The sequence below is a fragment of the Bacillus sp. FSL W8-0640 genome (genome assembly GCF_038007725.1).
Classification (GTDB): domain Bacteria; phylum Bacillota; class Bacilli; order Bacillales; family Bacillaceae_G; genus Bacillus_A; species Bacillus_A cereus.
The window spans coordinates 4,351,419-4,372,456 of sequence record NZ_JBBOXT010000001.1; the positions used below are offsets into that span (position 1 = coordinate 4,351,419).

Sequence of the window (21,038 nt, forward strand, 5' to 3'; positions counted from 1 at the left end):
GAATAGTATTTCATTGGCTGCTTATACTAAAACTTATGTTATAATACGTTTCATGCGCATTAATAGGAGGTAAATTATGTTAAAAAAAGCAATCGCTGAATTTATTGGTACATTTGTACTTGTATTATTCGGAACTGGAGTAGCTGTCACTGGCGGCGGAATTGAAGGAATTGGAACATTAGGAATCGCTATGGCTTTCGGTCTATCTATTGTAGCTATGGCATATAGCATCGGAACAATTTCTGGATGTCACATTAACCCAGCAGTATCAGTAGCTATGTTCATCAACAAACGAATGAACGCTATGGAACTTTGTTATTATGTATTAGCTCAAATTTTAGGTGGTTTATTAGGAACTGCAACGTTAGTAACAATTTTAAAATCTGCTAAAACACCTTTAGATAATTTAGGACAAAATGGTTTCGGAACTCTTGGTTTATCTGGAGCATTTTTAGTTGAGTTCATTTTAACTTTCGTATTTATTTTAGTTATCGTTGCTGTAACAGGTAAAAAAGGAAGTTCTTCTTTAGCTGGACTAGTAATTGGTTTCACATTAGTTTTAATTCACTTATTAGGAATTCCGTTAACTGGAACATCTGTTAACCCAGCTCGTAGTATCGCACCAGCTTTATTTGTTGGTGGAGAAGCACTTTCTCAACTATGGGTATTCATCGTAGCACCAATTCTTGGTGGTATCTTCGCAGCTATCGTAGGTAAATTCATTTTAAATACTGAAAAATAGAATTTTCAATATTTCTGAATAAAAAAAGGCGAGCCCTCATTATGAGGAAGCTCGCTTTTTTTATTCTTTCATTTTAGACTTTAAATTTGTAACTAATTGATCTACCGTTACATTTGCAAGTACGTTTTCCATCGCTTCTTGCGCTTGCATTAAAATAATTTCTAATACTGATTGAATATTAGCTCCTACTGGACATTCAATGTTGGGATTTTCATGGAAGGAAAATAGCTGTCCTTCTTCTACAACTTCCACTGCTTTATATACATCAAGTAATGTAATTTCTTCTAAATCTCGAGCAAGTGTCGTACCACCTTTACCAGCTTGTACATCAACAAGTCCTGCTCTCTTCAACATTCCTGTAATGCGACGAATCACAACTGGATTTGTATTCACACTACCGGCAATCCATTCAGAGGTACAGCGAGAGTTTCGATCTATCGCAAGTAATGTCAGCATATGAACACCTACTGTAAAACGACTACTAATCCCCATCTGCACACCCTCCTTTTTATTCATTCTATTAAAAGACGACTCTTATCATTATATACTATTTTTAATTTATACATAAAGAAAAAGCATGATTTCAATAGGAAATCATGCTTTTCTCTCATTATTGACGCTTTATAAATTTCGCTAAATCTTTAAATTTCACTTTATCTGAGTAATTCATTACGCCGTTTACGTAAATGCGGCTTGTAACAGCATTTAATACCGCAATTGTCGCCAATAAGACTGCTAATGTTATCGTAATTTCTAGCATACCTGCTTCACCAGCTACAATACGTGAGAAGGTAACCATCGGTGTAAAAAATGGAACGTAAGAACTTACAACGACGATAGTACTATTCGGATCACTTAATGATTTAATACTAATAAAGAATGCAGCCATAATTAAAATCATTACCGGGAAAGATACAGCTTGTAAATCCTCCGTCTTAGACACGACAGCTCCAGCAGCAGCATACATCATCGCATAAAGTAAATATCCCGTAATGAAATAAACAAGAAACATGCTGATAACCTTTGCATCTAATTTCGTGAAGTCAATTGGAATACCCAATAGTGAGGCACTTTCTAAATCGACCCAACCTAACAAATATGGAATAAGATAACCACACGCCAATATGACAAGTTGCAATAACGCCGTTGAAACAACCGCTAAAATTTTCGCATACATCATCGTAAGAGGCTTCACTTTCGGAAGCATTACTTCCATTACACGTGACGCCTTTTCAGATGCAATATTCATTGCGATTGTATTTCCGAACGCTACAATAAACATATATAAAGCAAATGTAAAGAAATAGGCAATTCCGAAAGAAGATGTACGATCTTTTATCGCTTCTTGCTTTACTTGAATTTCTGTTTGTAATTGCTGTGCAATTTCTGGTGAAACATTATTTTTGGCAATCGTCACCATCGTATATTGTTGCTTTAAATATCCTGCCATAATTGCAGAAGTTGCTTGGCTTGGAAATCCATTATACATATATGTAATCGATGGAGCCCCACCCTTTTCCGTCACATGGAATAGACCATCTAAATCACCTTCTTCTACTTGCTTATGCAGTTTATCAAAATCATCCTTTGAACCAATTGTTATTTTTGCTGATGGCAATAGCTTATTTAGCTCATCTTTTTGTACTTTATATGTGGAACTCTCTACTACAACTGCAATTTTATCTTTATCCTTATTTTTATCATCGCCTGAAGTAAAATGATTAAATGCAAAAATCCCAAACACAACTAAAAATAAAATCGCACTCGTAATTAATGATTTTTTAGATAAAAATGCTTCCCTAAAATAAAATGAAAATACGTGAGAAAATTTACGCATCGTTATTTCGCCCTCTCTACAAAGATTTCGTTTAACGTCGGCTCTAACATTTTGAATTGTCGTAAGCTAACACCTTGCTCTTGCAACTGTTGCAAAATCTTGAGAGCTTCCGCATCGTCTTGTACTTTCACATAAAGAAGGCCTTGTTGTTTTTCATACGATACATGTATAGCTTCTAATCCCTTTTCATTCTCTACTGTATCTTCAATCGTTAAATTACGGAAACCGTATTCTTTCTTAATATCACTTAGCTGTCCTTTTACGACTGCTTCACCTTTTTTCAAAATACATACATGTTGGCAAAAAGCCTCTACTTGTTCCATACGATGACTTGATAAAATAATCGTCTTTCCGCTCTGTACTTGTTCTTCAATAATACTAGATAACATCCCAGCATTAACTGGATCGAGGCCGCTGAATGGTTCATCTAAAATGAGAAGTTCCGGATTATGAAGAAGAGCAGCAATTAATTGGATTTTTTGCTGATTCCCTTTTGAAAGCTCTCCAGCCGTTTTAAATTTATATTCTGGTATCGCTAAACGCTCTAACCAGTGATCAATAGCGTGATCCACTTCTTTCTTCGACATTCCTTCTAATCTACCAAAATATCGCAGCTGATCTATTACTCTACTTTTTGTATATAAACCTCTTTCTTCTGGTAAATACCCAATTGTTACACCACTATTTCCAAATGCTTTTCCATCCCATGTAATCGAACCTTCATTAGGCGTTAATAATCCGAGAAGCATTTTGATTGTTGTTGTTTTCCCTGCACCATTTCGTCCAAGTAACCCTAGTACTTCACCTTTTGGTAACGAAATTTGCAAACCGTTAACTGCTTTTGATTCCCCAAATTGTTTCGTTAAGTTTTGAATTTGTAAACTCAAGTATAAAGCCTCCCCTTTAGTATCATTCGTACTCTCTTTCAAAGACTATGTTTATTCAAGACAAAATATAGCACCACGCTTCATCCTCTTATATGTAAACATCGTCATTAATCCATCATTTGTTCTATTTAGTTAAAATTGTAAATAATAAAGTTATTTTTGTCAATTATAATTGTCATTACGACAATAAAAATTGTCAAAGCAACTATTATTATTTTGCTCATCTTTCTAATATAGGACATACTACTATATATACAAAAGACAATATGCAAATGTTCATATAAAAATATTATATTTTAATATATAATATAAAATGATTTTCTAACATCAAGGAGGATACATATGAAGATGAAGAGGGGCATTACCACTTTATTATCTGTAGCGGTTCTATCTACATCACTTGTAGCATGTTCAGGAACACCAGAGAAAACAGTGGCAAAAGAAGAGAAAGTAAAATTAACAGAACAACAATTAATGGCTGATTTATGGTATCAAACAGCCGGTGAAACGAAAGCACTTTACTACCAAGGGTACAACATTGGTCAATTAAAGCTTGATGCAATTCTTGCAAAAGGGACAGAGAAAAAACCTGCTATCGTGCTTGATTTAGACGAAACTGTTTTAGATAACAGTCCTCATCAAGCAATGAGCGTAAAAACAGGCAAAGGCTATCCTTACAAATGGGATGATTGGATTAACAAAGCTGAGGCTGAAGCCCTTCCAGGCGCAATTGATTTCTTAAAATATACAGAGTCTAAAGGTGTAGATATTTACTACATCTCAAATCGTAAAACGAATCAACTAGATGCGACAATTAAAAATCTTGAGCGTGTAGGTGCTCCTCAAGCAACGAAAGAACATATATTATTACAAGATCCGAAAGAAAAAGGAAAAGAAAAACGCCGTGAACTCGTTTCTCAAACTCATGATATTGTCTTATTCTTCGGTGATAACTTATCTGATTTCACAGGTTTTGATGGAAAATCTGTAAAAGATCGTAACCAAACAGTAGCAGATTCAAAAGCACAATTTGGTGAGAAATTCATTATTTTCCCGAATCCAATGTATGGCGATTGGGAAGGCGCTTTATATGATTATGTTTTCAAAAAATCAGATGCAGAAAAAGATAAAATCCGTCGCGACAACTTAAAATCATTTGAAGTAAAATAAAAGAGGATGGCATTCGCCATCCTCTTTTATTTTACTTTCTCTGTTAAAGGCAAGATAAATACTTCCACACGTCTATTCTTTGCCTTTCCTTCTTGTGTATCGTTTGGAGCAATTGAACGGTATTCTCCGTATCCAATCGCACTAAATTTTTCTGGTTGTAATTCTTTATTTTGCAGTAATACTTGCATAAAATTAACTGCCCGCTGCGTACTTAATTCCCAATTCGACGCAAACTGCGCATTGGCAATAGGGACATTATCCGTATGACCCGATACTGTAATTTCACGAGGTGACGCTGAAACAAGTAAGCTAGACATCTCTTTTGCAATCCCTAAAGATTCTAATTTCACATCTGCTTTCCCCGAATCAAACAGTATATTTTCTAATATTGTCACCATTAATCCCTTTTCAGTTAATTTAGTTTGAAAAGAAGAGGATAATTGTTTTTCATTAATATATTGATCAATCTTTTTTTGTAATGCTTTCAATTCATCCATCTCTTTTTTTTCTTTAGCTCTAGCTTCTTCTTGTTTTTTTGCTTGTTCTGCCTCAAGGCTACTTGCTGATAATTCTTTTTCATCATTTGGCTTTTGATCACTTAAAAATTCTTTGTTACCTGTTCCCCCAGCTAATTCACTTCGAAAAGCAACTGCCATCTGTTTAAACTTCGCAGCATCTATACTACTCATTGCGAATAAAACGATAAACAATGCAAATAACAACGTTAACATATCAGAATATGGGATTAACCATGTTTCATCGATATGCTCATCATGTTTTTTCTTTTTGCCTCTTCTATTTTTCTTACTCCGCATTTTTTTCTGCTCCTTTTTCTAGCTTTTTACGCTCAGTTGCAGAAAGTGCACCTAAAATGCGGTTCTTCATAATAAACGGATATGTACCTTCTTGTAACATTAATAAACAATCAATGATTAAACGTTTTTTCTCAATTTCAGCTGAAGATTTTTGCTTTAACTTATTTGCAAATGGATGCCATAATACATAACCTGAAAAAATACCAAAAATCGTTGCAATAAACGCACCCGAAATAGCATGACCTAACTTTTCAATATCAGTTAAGTTACCAAGCGCAGCTACAAGACCGATAACAGCACCTAAAACTCCTAATGTCGGTGCATACGTACCAGCTTGTGAAAAAATAGCAGCTCCCTTTGCATGTCTTTCTTCAATTGCCTCTAATTCAGATTCCAAAATCTGCTCCAAATCTTCTGCGGATACGCCATCAATCACAAATTTCATACCGCGCAAAAGAAATTCATCTTGAATTTTGTCTAATTGTTGCTCTAAAGACAAAATACCGTATTTTCTACTTTCAGATGTCCAATGAACAAATAATTCTAGCAACTGTTCATAACTTAAATCCTTTTTATTTGAACCAAAAAGAACTTTAAATAGTTTTGGAACCCTTTTTAGTTGATTCATCGGAAATGCAATACATACTGCAGCAAATGTACCGATAAAAATAATTAATGCTGCGGCAGGATTTAATAAGGCTGTTATGTCAGCGCCCTTGACGACCATCCCTACTATCACTGCTACAAATCCTAAAATAAGTCCAATAATTGTTGCAAAATCCATTCCCATTCACTCCCAGTCTATACAAGAAGTTCTCTATTCTCGATAATCGCTACATCTTCTTATGTATATATATTACATAAAAAATGCATTTCATGAAAGATAAGAAATGAATTATATAAAAAAATACTACAAATTCACACATTTTCTGACATTTTCTTTGCATTTCTATTACGTTATGACTCTTATATTCCTTTTCCAACAAACTAGATTTATAATAAAAAAAACATTACACATTTTATTAAGAAGGGACTGTGATTACAAGGCATCATGAAAAAGATAATAATTATTTCTGCCACTACTATTGTAATCGGGATCACATCTTTCGCTTACTTTGGTTCTAAAACACCACTACATAATGAAGCAAAAGCTGTCGAAAGTCAAAAGCATAATAACCATAAAAAAGAAGAGATTCCTGCTTTTCCAAAAGCTGATCATAATGCAAAGAAAATAGACAATGACTTTTCAGTGGTAACAAATCCCAAATCTAATCTTGTCTTAATTAATAAACATCGAAAACTACCAGATGGATACATTCCTGAAGACTTAACGAGACCAAATGTACCATTTATTAGTCCAAAAGATAAAGAAAAAACATTGCTGCGAAAAGATGCTGCAGAGGCACTTGAAAACATGTTTAAAGCTGCGAAAAAAGAAGGGCTTGATCTTACAGCTGTATCTGGTTATCGTTCATACAAACGCCAAAAATCGTTGCATGATACATACGTTAGACGCCAAGGAAAAGCCGAAGCTAATTCGGTAAGCGCAATTCCTGGTACAAGTGAACACCAAACGGGTTTAGCAATGGATATTAGTTCAAAATCAGCTAAATTTCAATTAGAGCCTATCTTCGGGGAGACAGCAGAAGGAAAATGGGTCGCAGAACACGCTCATGAATTCGGCTTTGTCATTCGTTACTTAGAAGATAAAACAGATACAACAGAATATGCATATGAACCATGGCACTTACGCTACGTTGGTAATCCATACGCTACATACCTATATAAACATCACTTAACATTAGAAGAAGCGATGGAAGACAAAAAATAAGAGAGCAAATTGCTCTCTTATTTTTCTTTCACTCTATTATTGTAGTAATTTCTTCTTCCATTCTTCAGGCCATGGTTCGCCTCTTCCTGTTTTTTTCGACGCTTGAACCATCATTCCACGACCTACTAAACAAACCTCTCCTGCTGCATTCTTCACCATATAATGTAAATCTAAAGAAGAATTCCCGACCGATCCTGCCTTTACATACACCTTCAGCTGTTCATCAAAATATATTTGCTTAATAAAATTACATTGTAAATCCGCAACAACGATCATCGTTTCTGATGATGCATGTGTCCACTCTTGCATAAATCCAAGTTCTTTAAACAACGCAATACGAGCTTCTTCAAAATAAGTAAAAGCAACGACATTATTTACATGTCCAAACATATCTACTTCACCAAAACGAACCTTTACAGGGTTGTAAAACGAAAAACCACTTTCCCATTGCTCAAAGTCTTCAATATAAGAAATCCTCTTCATTGTTATCTCCCCTTTTCACCTTTAAATAAACAGAATAAACAGAAAAATAAAGTTATAAATATTGCCTCTTCGATATGAAGAGGCAATATTTATTAATAGTTATTATCGCTACCAAAGAAATCTTTGAACGATTGAATTGTTGTATCACGGTTTAATGCCGCAATTGAAGTTGTTAAAGGAATACCCTTCGGACATGATTGCACACAGTTTTGAGAGTTACCACAGTTTGCTAGTCCTCCATCTCCCATAATTGCACGTAAGCGATCTGCTTTATGCATTTCACCCGTTGGATGTGAGTTGAATAAGCGAGCTTGTGATAACGGTGCTGGTCCAATAAAGTCAGACTTACTGTTTACGTTTGGACATGATTCTAAGCAAACACCACATGTCATGCATTTTGAAAGCTCATAAGCCCATTGACGCTTTTTCTCAGGCATTCTTGGTCCTGGACCTAGGTCATACGTACCATCAATTGGAATCCACGCTTTAACGCGTTTTAGAGCATTAAACATGCGACTACGATCAACTTGCAAGTCACGTACAACCGGGAATGTCTTCATCGGTTTTAAGCGAATTGGTTGCTCTAATTGATCGATAAGTGCCGTACATGATTGACGTGGTTTTCCGTTAATCACCATCGAACATGCACCACATACTTCCTCTAAGCAGTTCATATCCCATGCAATCGGAGTTGTTTGGTTCCCTTTTGAATCAACAGGATTACGACGGATTTCCATAAGTGCTGAGATAATATTCATATTCGGACGATATGGAATTTCAAACTCTTGGTCAAACGCTTGCGCATCTGGCCCGTCTTGTCTCGTAATGATGAGGCGGATTGTTTTCTCAGACATGTTGTTTATCCCCCTTCTCTTCACCCTTAGCAGCTACATCGTGTTTTGAAGAATAATCACGTTTACGTGGTTTAATTAACGAAATATCAACGTCCTCGTAATGGAATGCTGGTGCATTTCCTTCTCCCTCAAATTTTGCCATCGTAGTTTTTAAGAAGTTTGCATCATCACGATTTGGGAATTCAGGTTTGTAATGCGCCCCACGGCTCTCATTACGGTTATATGCGCCAATTGTAATAACACGTGCTAACTCAAACATATTTGCAAGTTGGCGTGTAAATGAAGCACCTTGGTTACTCCATCTTGCTGTATCGTTAATGTTAATACGTTTGTAACGAGCCATTAATTCTTCAATTTTCGCATCTGTTTCTAATAATTTTTTATTTTCACGAACTACTGTAACGTTATCTGTCATCCATTCTCCAAGCTCTTTATGAAGAACATACGCATTTTCGTTACCATCCATCGTTAAAATATTGTTAAATTTCTCTGTTTCGATTAATTCATTTTGCTCATATACAGTAGATGAAACAGCATCAGATGATTTAGAAAGACCTTTCATATACTCAATTGCGTTTGGTCCTGCTACCATACCACCATAAATTGCTGATAATAGTGAGTTTGCACCAAGACGGTTACCACCGTGCATAGAATAATCACACTCACCTGCTGCAAATAACCCTGGAATATTTGTCATCTGTTTATAATCAACCCATAGTCCGCCCATTGAATAGTGAACAGCTGGGAAGATTTTCATCGGTAGTTTACGAGGATCATCCCCTGTAAATTTCTCATAGATTTCAATAATTCCACCTAGTTTAATATCTAGTTCTTTTGGATCTTTATGAGAAAGATCTAAGTACACCATGTTTTCACCGTTAATACCTAGTTTTTGCTCTACGCAAACATCAAAGATTTCACGCGTTGCGATGTCACGAGGTACAAGGTTTCCGTAAGCCGGATATTTTTCTTCTAAGAAGTACCATGGTTTACCATCTTTATATGTCCAAACACGTCCACCTTCACCACGTGCAGATTCACTCATAAGACGTAATTTATCGTCTCCAGGAATTGCCGTTGGGTGAATTTGAATGAACTCACCGTTTGCATAATATGCGCCTTGTTGATATACAGCAGAAGCTGCTGTACCTGTATTGATAATGGAGTTTGTTGATTTTCCGAAAATGATACCAGGGCCCCCTGTTGCCATAATCACGGCATCTGCTCCGAAACTTCTAATCTCCATAGTTTGTAAGTCTTGTGCAACGATTCCTCGGCACACACCTTCATCATCAACAACAGCTCGTAAGAAATCCCAACCTTCATATTTCGTTACAAGTCCTGCTACTTCGTGACGACGTACTTGCTCATCTAATGCGTAAAGTAATTGCTGTCCAGTTGTTGCACCAGCAAATGCTGTACGGTGATGTTGCGTTCCACCAAATCGACGGAAATCAAGAAGTCCTTCTTCCGTACGGTTGAACATAACACCCATACGGTCCATTAAATGAATGATACCAGGTGCTGCTTCACACATTGCTTTAACTGGTGGTTGGTTCGCTAAGAAGTCCCCACCATAAATTGTATCGTCAAAGTGGATCCATGGAGAATCCCCTTCACCTTTCGTATTTACGGCACCGTTAATTCCGCCCTGAGCACATACAGAATGTGAACGTTTTACTGGTACTAAAGAAAACAGTTCAACATTTACTCCTGCTTCTGCCGCTTTAATCGTTGCCATTAAGCCAGCCAAGCCACCGCCGACTACTATAAGTTTCCCTTTCATGCTCTCCCACTCCTTACTGGTTTGCTAGCTGTGGATCGATGAACGCTAATAATGCACTCACACCTACATAAGATAAACCTAAGAAAATAGCTAATGTTACATAAGTAGAGATTCTTTGTGAACGTGGAGATACTGTAATTCCCCAGCTGATGCAGAATGTCCATAGTCCATTTGCAAAGTGGAAAATTGTTGAAACAACACCAACTAAGTAGAATGCAAACATAGCTGGATTGTTTAAAATATCTGCCATCATATCATAGTTTACCTCTTTACCTAACATTGCTTGAATACGAGTTTCCCAGACGTGCCAAGAAATGAAGATCAGCGTAACGATACCTGAAATTCTTTGGAAAACGAACATCCAGTTACGGAAATAACCGTAAGAAACCGCATTGTTCTTAGCTGTAAATGCAATATATAAGCCATATATAGCATGGTACAGTATCGGTAAAAAGATGATGAAAATTTCTAGCGCATACCGGAATGGAAGGAGCTCCATAAAGCCTGCAGCTTTGTTAAAAGCCTCTGCTCCTCGTGTTGCAAAGTTGTTTACAATTAAATGTTGCGTCAAAAAGACACCAACCGGGATGACCCCCATTAATGAGTGCCACTTACGAAACGTATACTCGCGGCCTTTCATGTCCCCATTACCCCCCTTGAATGTTTGACTGCTGTTTTCAGATTAGTTTATGACAATAATGTTTTTTCACTATTGGCATAAGAAAAACTGAAAAAATTATTCGAAATATTTCAGCATAATTTGATACCAAGTTCATTTTACTCCTATTTTTGTCGAAGCGTCAAGAAAACGTATACATAATTTGCATATAATTTGCCAATTCTTTTTTTCTTCTTATATATTCAGATTTTCCTAAAGAAAAATCTGTTTTTATAAATGTGAAATGTTATATAATAATCCCTATAGAAAGAGGGGAATATTGTGAGTAAAAATACAATCGATACAACATCTTTAGAAGATGTTTCATTGAACGCCTTCGCTTATGAATTGCTACGTGAAGAATTACTACCTGATTTAATCGGCAACGATTTAGATGGTATTTTATACTGGTCTGGTAGAAACCTTGCAAGAAAATATCCGCTAGAAACAATTGAAGAAGTCATTCAGTTCTTTGAAAAGGCTGGCTGGGGCACTTTAAGCATTGTTGAACATAAGCGTCGTGAAATGCAGTTCCAACTTAAAGGCACACTCATCGCAGAACGTCAAAAACAAAAACGACATTCTTCTTATCAACTAGAAGCCGGATTCATCGCTGAACAAATCCAAAAGCAACGGAACGTCGTTGCAGAGTCATACGAAGAAAAGAAAAAACGTTCTGACTCTATTACATTTCTTGTAAAATGGGATATAAAAGATCTCATTGAAGTGTAAGCATTACCTACAGTCAACTAGACATATCAGTTTAGTTGACTTTTTTGTATTTTCATTCAGATGCATTTATTTTAAATCTTCAGAAATTATACCAAAAAACAGAAGACGTTGTAAACTACAACGTCTTCTTATCTGTTAAATACGTATAAATCGTCTCCGCGACATTTTTCGGCATACCCGCTTCGACAAATTCCTCTATAGAAGCTTCTTTCATCTTCTTTAATGAACCAAAATGTTTTAACAATACCTTTTTCCGTTTATCACCGATTCCTGGAATATCATCCAATGCTGATTGAATAACAGATTTCCCGTGTAATTGACGATGGAATGTAATCGCAAATCGATGCACCTCATCTTGAATACGCTGCAATAAATAAAATTCTTGGCTATTTCTCTCAAGCATCACAGGTTCCGGTGGATCCCCAATAATTAAATGGGAGGTTTTATGTTTATCATCTTTTACAAGACCTGCCATCGGAATATATAATCCGAGCTCATTCTCTAAAATATCACTTGCAGCCGCTAGATGGCCTTTTCCTCCATCAATAATAATCAAATCAGGTAAAGGTGAATTTTCTTTAAGCGCCCTTGTATAACGGCGCCTCACAACTTCTCTCATAGACTCATAATCATCTGGTCCTTGAACCGTTTTAATTTTATATTTTCGATACTCTTTCTTCGCCGGTTTCCCATCGATAAAAGCAATCATTGCAGAAACGGGATTTGTTCCTTGAATATTTGAGTTATCAAACGCTTCAATACGATATGGCGTTTCAATCCCAAGCTGCTTCCCTAAATGATCTACCGCTTTAATCGTTCGTTCTTCATCACGTTCAATTAAGTAAAACTTCTCTTCAAGAGCAATCTTCGCATTTTTATTTGCCAATTCTACAAGGTCTTTTTTCTTACCACGTTTCGGCTGCGTCGCTTCCACTTCTAAAAAGCGCTCTACTAATTCCGAGTCTATACTTCCTGGAACGACAATTTCCTTCGGCTTAAAATGACTACTGTTTTCATAAAATTGGCCGATAAACGTTAAAAAACCCTCTTCTGGTTCATCGTAAATTGGAAACATAGAAACATCACGTTCAATTAGCTTTCCTTTTCGAACGAAGAAAACTTGAACACACATCCATCCTTTATCCACTGCATATCCAAACACATCACGATCCACTAAGTCACTCATAATCATCTTTTGCTTTTCCATAATCGCATCAATATGAGCAATTTGATCACGCAACTCTTTTGCACGTTCAAACTCTAGTTTCTCTGAGGCCTCATACATTTTTATTTCTAGTTCTGAACGAACTTCTTTATGTCCACCATTTAAAAACTTAATAATTTCATCTACAATTTCTTTATTTTGTTCTTCCGTCACTTCTTTCACACAAGGCGCTAAACATTGACCCATATGATAATACAAACAAACTTTATCTGGCATATTCGTGCATTTCCGAAGTGGATACATACGATCTAGCAGTTTTTTCGTTTCATGAGCAGATTGTGCATTTGGATAAGGACCAAAATATTTCCCTTTATCTTTTTTTACGTTTCGAGTAATGAGTAAGCGAGGTTGCTTCTCCGCTGTAATTTTAATAAAAGGATATGTTTTATCATCTTTTAATTGAATATTATATTTCGGATCATATTTTTTAATTAGATTTAACTCTAAAATAAGTGCTTCTAAATTCGAAGAAGTTACAATATATTCAAAATCAACAATTTCTCCTACAAGCCGCAGTGTTTTCCCATCATGTGAACCAGTAAAGTACGAGCGCACACGATTTTTAAGCACTTTTGCCTTTCCGACATATATAACCGTTCCTTGCTTATCTTTCATCAAATAACAACCAGGTTGATCTGGTAAAATAGCCAACTTCTCTTTCAAATGTTCGTGCACTCGTCTCCCTCCATTTCTACATACTTAGCATTTTTATTTTCCCTTGAAAACATACTATGCCCAAACACCCAACATACGTTCTTTTATTGTAACGGAAAGACTGTAAAAAAGAAAATAAAAAAAGCTACCAAATGGTAGCTTTTTTTATTTTAGAAGTGTTTAGAAACTAATTCTACTAACGCTTCTTTCGGTTTGTAACCTAACGCTTGATCAACTACTTTACCGTCTTTTAATACGAAAAGAGCTGGAATGCTCATTACTTCGAATTGACGAGCAGTTTCTTGGTTTTCATCAACGTCTACTTTTACTACTTTTACTTTTTCGCCTAGTTCTGCATCGATTTCCTCTAATACAGGAGCGATCATTTTACAAGGTCCACACCAAGGTGCCCAGAAATCTAATAATACAACACCTTCGCTAGTTTCAGCTGCGAAGCTTTGGTCATTTGCGTTTACAATTGCCATTTTATTTCCTCCTTCAAGTATATTCTACCAAGAGTATATCATTAACTTATATACGTGGCGAATAATATGTATCGTTATGTATTGTAACAAAAAAATGTTCCTTTATACTATATAAAAATACGGATTAAATACTAAAAAGATGAGAGACAGGGGATCTCTCACCTTTTTCTATATATAGGGGTACTTCACTTGGAACTCAAGGGTACTAAAATCATGAATGTACTTTTAACTTTTTAAACTCTTCTGTTAAAAGAGGTACAACTTCGAATAAGTCACCGACAATACCGTAGTCAGCTACTTTAAAGATACTTGCTTCTGGATCTTTATTAATCGCAACGATTATTTTTGAGTTAGACATACCTGCTAAATGCTGAATCGCACCAGAAATACCACATGCAATGTATAAGTCTGGGGTAACAACTTTACCAGTTTGACCAATTTGTAATGAGTAATCACAGTATTCAGCGTCACAAGCACCACGAGATGCCCCAACAGCGCCGCCTAGTACGTCAGCTAACTCTTTTAATGGTTTAAAGCCTTCTTCACTCTTCACACCGCGTCCACCAGCGATAATAACTTTCGCTTCAGAAAGATCCACACCTTCTGCCGTTTTACGGACAACATCTTGAATGATTGTACGTAAATCTTTCACATCAACTGTAATAGAAGATACGTCACCGCTGCGAGACTCATCTTTTTCCAGAGTTGCAATGTTATTTGGACGCACTGTCGCAAATAAGATGCCGTCTGTTACAATCTTCTTCTCGAATGCTTTACCAGAGTAAATTGGACGAGTGAAGATAACATTTCCACCTTCAACCTCTAAAGCAGTTACGTCAGAAATTAAACCAGCTTCAAGCTTCGCTGCTAATTTTGGTGATAAATCTTTGCCAAGTGCTGTATGTCCAAAGACAATACCTTCTGGATTTTCTTCAGCATGTACAGCTAAAAACGCTTGTGCATAACCATCAGATGTATATGATTTTAATTTATCATTTTCAACTGTCACAACGCGATCTGCACCGTAATGAATCAATTCATTTGCAAAAGAGGCAACGCTGTCTCCAATTAGAAGACCTACTACTTCACCGCCTTCTGCAATTGTTTTTGCTGCTGCTACCGCTTCAAAAGAAACGTTACGTAGCGATCCATCACGAACTTCACCCATTACTAATACTTTACGAGCCATAGATTTTCCCTCCTGCATATATAATTTCGTATTTTATTAGATTACTTTCGCTTCTGTATGGAGCAACGATACAAGTTCTTTTACTTGATCTTGCAGCTCGCCTTGTAACACTTTTCCTGCATCTTTCTTAGGAGGCAAATAGATTTCAATTGTTTTTGTCTTTGCTTCCACATCATCTTCTTCTAAATCTAAATCATCTAATTCTAATTCTTCTAGCGGCTTTTTCTTCGCTTTCATAATACCTGGAAGCGATGGGTAACGCGGTTCATTTAAACCTTGCTGTGCTGTTACTAAAACTGGTAATGAAGTTGCAATCACTTCTGTATCACCTTCAACATCACGCTCAATCTTCACATTTGTACCGTCAATTTCAAGTTTTGTAATTGTCGTTACATACGGAATATTTAACGCTTCAGCTACGCGTGGTCCTACTTGTCCAGATGCACCATCAATTGCAACGTTTCCGCCTAAAATTAAATCTGCATCTTTATCTTTTAAATATTCAGCAAGCACTTTTGCTGTCGTGAACTGGTCACCATTTTCTACGTCATCTTCAATATTAATTAATACAGCTTTATCACAGCCCATTGCTAGTGCAGTACGAAGTTCTTTCTCACTATCTTCGCCACCGACTGTTACAACTGTAACTTCTCCACCTTGTGCGTCTCTTACTTGAATTGCTTCTTCAATTGCATATTCATCGTAAGGGTTGATGATGAATTCCGCTTCGCCATCGTAAATTGCACCGTTTTTAATTACGATTTTTTCTTCTGTATCAAATGTTCGTTTCATGAGTACGTAGATGTTCATTCCATTTACCCCCTTGTTTTTCAGAAAGATTCTATCAATTTTAATTTTCTGTTAATTTATATTAAAAAAATAATTGAACTACCTGCCACTAAATGAAGGTTTACGTTTTTCTAAAAATGCAGCTACACCTTCTCTTCCATCTTCACTCGTAAATACTTCACCAAAAATCTGTGATTCACGTTGTACACCTTCATAGTAATGAGACGATTTTGTCGTTTGCAATAACTCTAGTACAGCACGAGTTGTTGCTGGACTTTTTCCAGCAATTTGTTTTGCAACTTTAAGCGTATCATCTAAAAGAGATTCTTCAGAGAACAATCCGTTAACAAGTCCCCACTTTAATGCTTCTGCACCAGTAATTGGTGTGCTTGTTAACATCATTTCACAAGCTTTCGCTTTCCCAACATAACGTGGTAAGCGCTGTGTACCTGCAAAGCCAGGAATTAATCCAAGTGTTAATTCAGGTAAACCAAGTTTTGCACTTTCAGTTGCAAAGCGCATGTGGCAAGACATAGCAAACTCAAGGCCGCCGCCCAGTGCCGCTCCATGAATTGCCGCAATAACTGGTTTTGAACATTTTTCAACACGCTCAAACGTAACTTGTCCAAGCTGTGCTAATTCTGTTGCTTGCTTCGCTTCAGTAACAGATGTAAATTCTTTAATATCTGCTCCCGCTGAGAAGAAACGTCCTTCACCATGAATAACAACAACACGAATGTTATCATCCTTTTCCACTTGATCAATTAATTCAGTAACGTCATGCATAACTTGTGAAGACATCGCATTCGCTGGTGCGTGATTTAACGTCGCCACCGCGATATGATCTTCAACTCTTACAGATAGGAATTTCAACATGATCCCTCCCATTATTGACGATAACCACAAGCTGCAATAAGTAGCCCGTGTACCGTTTTTGAAAGTGCGACCAGATCATACTTATGATCGCTCATTACCCAATTGGTCACAACTTCATCCACCGTTCCAAAGATCATTTGTCTTGCCACGCGAACATTTAAATCTGCTTGAAATTCACCTTGTTTTATACCAGTCTCTAAAATCTCATCCATAACTTGTAAGTAGCCTTTTAATACTTCATTTATTTTAAGGCGCAAGTCTTGATTGGACTGCCTCAGCTCTAATTGCGTAACGATAGCAAGAGGATCATTTTGCGACAACAGCAAGAAGTGCGTTTCTACCAACATGAATAACTTCGATACAGCGCTTTCAATTCCTGCTGTTTTTTGACGAATTGTTTCGACAAATTCTCCCATCTTCTCTTGGAATAAGGATATTAATATATCTTCTTTATTTTTAAAATATAAATAAATCGTGCCATCAGCTACCCCAGCTTGCTTTGCGATTTTAGAAACTTGCGCTTGGTGGTACCCATTCTCCGCAATCACAATGACTGCCGCATCAATAATTTGATTGTATTTCGGTCTATTTTTCTTCACTTTACTGTCCCCTTCAAGAAGATGACTGAATGAATAGTCATTCATATTCTTATAATACTGACTATTTAGAAAAGTGTCAATCCTATTTTTTCAAAAAGAAAGGGCCTTAGCCCGTTTGCTCATCCTCATTCTTTCTCTTCTCTTCATCTATTAGAACACGGCGCAAAATTTTCCCTACTGTCGTTTTCGGCAATTCATCTCTAAACTCATATACTTTCGGCACTTTATAAGCCGCTAAATATTTACGTGCAAACTGATTTAATTCTTCCTCAGAGCACTCCGTACCTTCTTTTAACACAACAAATGCTTTAACTGTCTCTCCTCGGTACGGATCTGGAACTCCAATTGTCACTACTTCTTGCACTTTTTCATGCTCATATAATACTTCTTCAACTTCACGAGGATACACATTAAATCCACTCGCGACAATCATATCTTTCTTGCGATCTTTTACATAGAAAAATCCATCTTCATCCATGTAGCCAACATCACCTGTATGGAGCCAGCCATCTTGCAATACAGCCGCTGTTTCCTCTGGCTTATTCCAGTATCCTTTCATAATTTGAGGACCTTTCACTACAATTTCCCCTATTTCTCCTGGCGGTAATGCCTCACCAGTCTCAAGTGACATAATGATTGCTTCTGTATCTGGCCACGGAACTCCAATGCTACCTGGCACTCGCTTTTCCCATAAAAAATTACTATGTGTAACTGGAGAGGATTCTGTTAAACCATATCCCTCTACTAGTTTACCACCTGTAACTGTTTCGAACTTTTCCTGTACTTCTACTGGCAGTGGTGCTGATCCACTAATACAAGCACGAATAGAAGAAATATCGTATTCTTTTAAAAGTGGGCTATTTAAAAGAGCGATATAAATAGTTGGTGCCCCTGGAAATAGTGTCACTTTATGCTTCTTAATCGCTTCAAAAACCATTTTCATATCAAACTTTGGAATAAGGACCATTTTGTATCCTTGCATAACACTCAAATTCATAACAGCCGTCATGCCGTACACGTGGAAAAATGGAAGAACCCCAAGAACGACTTCTTCTCCTTCTTTGCAATTATATAACCATTGAACTCCCATTAACGTGTTAGAGACGAGGTTTTTATGCGTTAACATAACGCCTTTCGGAAATCCGGTTGTTCCTCCTGTGTACTGTAAAAGAGCTAGATCATTTTCAGGATCACAAGGCTCCTCAACATCCGTATTCACTTCTTTTTCTACTGAATTCCAAAGATGAATCGTTTCACTCTCTGATACTTTCACAACTAAATTTGACTGTTTTTTCTGCACAAATGGATACAATAGATTTTTAGGGAATGGTAAAAAGTCCGCAATACGAGTTACGATAATATGCTCAATTTTTGTAGCAGATTGAACATTCGTTACTCTTGGAAACACTAAATCGAGACAAAGAATTACTTTTGCTCCCGAGTCATGAAGCTGATATTCTAATTCTCTCTCTGTATACAGTGGATTTGTTTGTACTACGATACCTCCCGCAAGTAATGTGCCGTAATAACCAATTACAGCTTGCGGACAATTCGGCAACATAATAGCAACTCGATCACCCTTTTCCACACCGAGCTTTTGAAGATAATTTGCAAACCTCTTCACCTTATCATGGAAGTCCGAAAACGTAATATCCTTCCCTAAAAAGTGAAGCGCTTTCTTTTCTGGGTAGCGAGAAGCCATCTGTTCTACATATCTATGAAGCGGCTGAATATCATAAGAAATCGTACTCGGAATTTCCTCTGGATAACTTTTCAACCATGGTTTTTCCACCTTCATTCCCCCTTCAAATACATAAAAATAAATGAATGTTCATTCATGATGGTTATTTTCATTATATTATAGTCACCATAGCGTTACAATCATAATATTCTGACTTTTGTATAACTATGCTTTACTTCATTAACTTCTTATTATATGTAGAAACTCTCTTACTCTTAAAAGAGTAAGAGAGTTATAGTTTAACTTAATCTTATTATCGTTAACACTGCTCCTGGAGTAGTTGTTGATAATGTTGCGACAGCTAACAAACCAAATAATTGCAAGCTAATAGCATCTCCTGCTGCGAGAGTTGTAATGATTGTTGCACTAAATGATGTGGTTGCTACCGCAGGAGCATTAATCGTCCCAGCAAGTGCCCCTCCATTAATTGTAATCCGTGAACTGACTAATAATGAAGCCGTTATATTAATTGTATATGAAATATAATAATTACCAGCATTTGCAACCGTAAATACTGTGTTTCCACCAGAAACAGTAATTCCTGGACCGATGTTTTGATTATTTGGAAGCGGGACATTCGTTCCACCAAGAACTACAGATATCGCTGTTCCCGACGTATTATTTGCAAATGCATATGTCGCCGTGATACTTGTACCTGTTGCTCCGGTTGGACCTGTTGAACCCGTTGATCCTGTTGCTCCCGTCGGACCTGTTGATCCTGTTGAACCCGTTGGACCTGTTGCTCCCGTCGCTCCTGTTGGACCTGTTGAACCCGTTGGACCTGTTGAACCCGTCGGACCTGTTGAACCCGTTGGACCTGTTGCTCCCGTTGATCCTGTTGGACCTGTTGCTCCCGTTGGACCTGTTGAACCGGTTGAACCCGTTGATCCCGTTGGACCTGTTGCTCCTGTTGCTCCTGTTGAACCTGTCACTCCTGTTGAACCTGTCGCTCCCGTCGGACCGGTTGAACCCGTTGATCCTGTTGAACCTGTCACTCCTGTTGAACCTGTTGCTCCTGTTGAACCTGTCGCTCCGGTTGGACCTGTTGAACCCGTTGATCCTGTTGAACCTGTCGCTCCGGTTGGACCTGTTGAACCGGTTGAACCCGTTGGACCTGTTGCTCCTGTTGCTCCTGTTGCTCCCGTTATTCCTGTTACTCCCGTTATTCCTGTCGCTCCCGTTGGACCTGTTACTCCCGTTATTCCTGTCGCTCCCGTTGGGCCTGTTGCTCCCGTTGATCCCGTTGATCCTGTTGAACCTGTTGCTCCTGTTGCTCCCGTTGCTCCGGTTGGACCTGTTGCTCCTGTTGCTCCGGTTGGACCTGTTGCTCCTGTTGCTCCCGTCGGACCTGTTGAACCCGTCGGACCTGTTGCTCCTGTTGAACCCGTTGAACCCGTTGATCCCGTTGGACCTGTTGCTCCCGTCGGACCTGTTGAACCTGTCGCTCCGGTTGGACCTGTTGAACCCGTTGATCCTGTTGAACCGGTTGCTCCCGTTGGACCTGTTGAACCCATTGGACCTGTTGGACCTGTTGGACCTGTTGGACCAAGCTTAGGGACTGTCCCATCACAACTAAAACAACACGAATCAACATGTACACCATTTTGATTATTACAACTACAATATCCATTTGTATTATTGAGCCATGAAGACATGTTGATTCCTTCCTTCAAATTCAATCTTAT

General features: G+C 37.5%; 21 protein-coding genes. 4 read left to right on the forward strand and 17 right to left on the reverse strand.

Annotated features, from left to right (window positions below; all coding sequences use genetic code 11):
• Positions 1 to 76 precede the first annotated feature (76 nt).
• A complete protein-coding gene (locus tag N2V80_RS22470; RefSeq protein ID WP_000913213.1) occupies positions 77 to 742 on the forward strand; it encodes an aquaporin in 666 nt (221 codons plus the stop codon).
• A 60-nt stretch (positions 743 to 802) separates the two neighbouring features.
• On the opposite strand, the gene N2V80_RS22475 is transcribed toward N2V80_RS22470, so the two are convergent.
• From N2V80_RS22475 to N2V80_RS22485, 3 genes are all read right to left on the reverse strand, one after another.
• Positions 803 to 1,234, reverse strand: coding sequence for an Rrf2 family transcriptional regulator (locus N2V80_RS22475; RefSeq protein ID WP_000512998.1), 432 nt, complete (start codon positions 1,232 to 1,234; stop codon positions 803 to 805).
• Between the two features lie 118 nt (positions 1,235 to 1,352).
• A complete protein-coding gene (locus tag N2V80_RS22480) occupies positions 1,353 to 2,579 on the reverse strand; it encodes an ABC transporter permease (RefSeq protein WP_001224981.1) in 1,227 nt (408 codons plus the stop codon).
• 2 nt (positions 2,580 to 2,581) lie between these two features.
• Complete coding sequence (locus tag N2V80_RS22485; RefSeq protein ID WP_000058121.1) at positions 2,582 to 3,466, reverse strand: ABC transporter ATP-binding protein; 885 nt, start codon at positions 3,464 to 3,466, stop codon at positions 2,582 to 2,584.
• Positions 3,467 to 3,808: 342 nt separating this feature from the next.
• On the opposite strand from N2V80_RS22485, the gene N2V80_RS22490 reads away from it, so the two are divergent.
• Positions 3,809 to 4,636, forward strand: a complete 828-nt coding sequence (locus N2V80_RS22490; protein WP_061654508.1) for a 5'-nucleotidase, lipoprotein e(P4) family — start codon at positions 3,809 to 3,811, stop codon at positions 4,634 to 4,636.
• A gap of 26 nt (positions 4,637 to 4,662) precedes the next feature.
• Here N2V80_RS22490 and motB read toward each other — a convergent pair whose 3' ends face one another.
• Both motB and motA read right to left on the reverse strand, forming a co-directional pair.
• Positions 4,663 to 5,451 (reverse strand): flagellar motor protein MotB, encoded by a 789-nt coding sequence (gene motB / locus N2V80_RS22495; protein ID WP_001256734.1) that lies wholly within the window; start codon positions 5,449 to 5,451, stop codon positions 4,663 to 4,665.
• A complete protein-coding gene (gene motA / locus N2V80_RS22500) occupies positions 5,441 to 6,235 on the reverse strand; it encodes a flagellar motor stator protein MotA (protein ID WP_000344852.1) in 795 nt (264 codons plus the stop codon). Before motA ends, motB begins: the two co-directional genes overlap by 11 nt.
• A 267-nt stretch (positions 6,236 to 6,502) precedes the next feature.
• On the opposite strand from motA, the gene N2V80_RS22505 reads away from it, so the two are divergent.
• Positions 6,503 to 7,282 carry a M15 family metallopeptidase gene (locus N2V80_RS22505; RefSeq protein ID WP_000720201.1) on the forward strand — a complete coding sequence of 260 codons (780 nt, stop codon included), beginning with the start codon at positions 6,503 to 6,505 and terminating at the stop codon, positions 7,280 to 7,282.
• Positions 7,283 to 7,318: 36 nt separating this feature from the next.
• Here N2V80_RS22505 and N2V80_RS22510 read toward each other — a convergent pair whose 3' ends face one another.
• The 4 genes from N2V80_RS22510 to sdhC all read right to left on the reverse strand — a co-directional run bounded on the left by N2V80_RS22510 (position 7,319) and on the right by sdhC (position 11,045).
• Positions 7,319 to 7,765 carry an acyl-CoA thioesterase gene (locus N2V80_RS22510; protein ID WP_000822734.1) on the reverse strand — a complete coding sequence of 149 codons (447 nt, stop codon included), beginning with the start codon at positions 7,763 to 7,765 and terminating at the stop codon, positions 7,319 to 7,321.
• A gap of 92 nt (positions 7,766 to 7,857) precedes the next feature.
• Positions 7,858 to 8,619, reverse strand: a complete 762-nt coding sequence (gene sdhB, locus N2V80_RS22515; RefSeq protein ID WP_001291827.1) for a succinate dehydrogenase iron-sulfur subunit — start codon at positions 8,617 to 8,619, stop codon at positions 7,858 to 7,860.
• Positions 8,612 to 10,405: a succinate dehydrogenase flavoprotein subunit gene (sdhA, locus tag N2V80_RS22520; RefSeq protein WP_000676750.1), complete on the reverse strand. Its 1,794-nt coding sequence runs from the start codon at positions 10,403 to 10,405 to the stop codon at positions 8,612 to 8,614. Before sdhA ends, sdhB begins: the two co-directional genes overlap by 8 nt.
• A 13-nt stretch (positions 10,406 to 10,418) precedes the next feature.
• Positions 10,419 to 11,045, reverse strand: coding sequence for a succinate dehydrogenase cytochrome B558 (gene sdhC / locus N2V80_RS22525; protein WP_000678354.1), 627 nt, complete (start codon positions 11,043 to 11,045; stop codon positions 10,419 to 10,421).
• A 300-nt stretch (positions 11,046 to 11,345) separates the two neighbouring features.
• Between sdhC and N2V80_RS22530 the strand changes: the two genes are divergently transcribed.
• Positions 11,346 to 11,795: a YslB family protein gene (locus tag N2V80_RS22530; RefSeq protein WP_000042226.1), complete on the forward strand. Its 450-nt coding sequence runs from the start codon at positions 11,346 to 11,348 to the stop codon at positions 11,793 to 11,795.
• 115 nt (positions 11,796 to 11,910) lie between these two features.
• Here N2V80_RS22530 and uvrC read toward each other — a convergent pair whose 3' ends face one another.
• The 8 genes from uvrC to N2V80_RS30580 form a co-directional block, all read right to left on the reverse strand.
• Positions 11,911 to 13,695 carry an excinuclease ABC subunit C gene (uvrC, locus tag N2V80_RS22535; RefSeq protein WP_000544296.1) on the reverse strand — a complete coding sequence of 595 codons (1,785 nt, stop codon included), beginning with the start codon at positions 13,693 to 13,695 and terminating at the stop codon, positions 11,911 to 11,913.
• Between the two features lie 149 nt (positions 13,696 to 13,844).
• On the reverse strand, positions 13,845 to 14,159 hold the full coding sequence (gene trxA / locus N2V80_RS22540; protein ID WP_001018943.1) for a thioredoxin: 315 nt from the start codon (positions 14,157 to 14,159) through the stop codon (positions 13,845 to 13,847).
• A 211-nt stretch (positions 14,160 to 14,370) separates the two neighbouring features.
• The gene (gene etfA, locus N2V80_RS22545; RefSeq protein ID WP_000101943.1) at positions 14,371 to 15,348 is read right to left on the reverse strand and encodes an electron transfer flavoprotein subunit alpha; all 978 of its coding nucleotides are present in this window, start codon (positions 15,346 to 15,348) and stop codon (positions 14,371 to 14,373) included.
• A gap of 36 nt (positions 15,349 to 15,384) precedes the next feature.
• Positions 15,385 to 16,158, reverse strand: a complete 774-nt coding sequence (gene etfB, locus N2V80_RS22550; protein WP_001029028.1) for an electron transfer flavoprotein subunit beta — start codon at positions 16,156 to 16,158, stop codon at positions 15,385 to 15,387.
• Positions 16,159 to 16,236: 78 nt separating this feature from the next.
• Positions 16,237 to 17,013 (reverse strand): enoyl-CoA hydratase, encoded by a 777-nt coding sequence (locus tag N2V80_RS22555; protein ID WP_000911292.1) that lies wholly within the window; start codon positions 17,011 to 17,013, stop codon positions 16,237 to 16,239.
• Between the two features lie 11 nt (positions 17,014 to 17,024).
• Positions 17,025 to 17,612, reverse strand: a complete 588-nt coding sequence (locus tag N2V80_RS22560) for a TetR/AcrR family transcriptional regulator (protein ID WP_000742223.1) — start codon at positions 17,610 to 17,612, stop codon at positions 17,025 to 17,027.
• 106 nt (positions 17,613 to 17,718) lie between these two features.
• The gene (locus tag N2V80_RS22565; RefSeq protein WP_000414742.1) at positions 17,719 to 19,404 is read right to left on the reverse strand and encodes a long-chain-fatty-acid--CoA ligase; all 1,686 of its coding nucleotides are present in this window, start codon (positions 19,402 to 19,404) and stop codon (positions 17,719 to 17,721) included.
• A 188-nt stretch (positions 19,405 to 19,592) separates the two neighbouring features.
• Positions 19,593 to 21,008, reverse strand: a complete 1,416-nt coding sequence (locus N2V80_RS30580) for a BclA C-terminal domain-containing protein (RefSeq protein ID WP_061654509.1) — start codon at positions 21,006 to 21,008, stop codon at positions 19,593 to 19,595.
• Between the last annotated feature and the right edge of the window lie 30 nt (positions 21,009 to 21,038).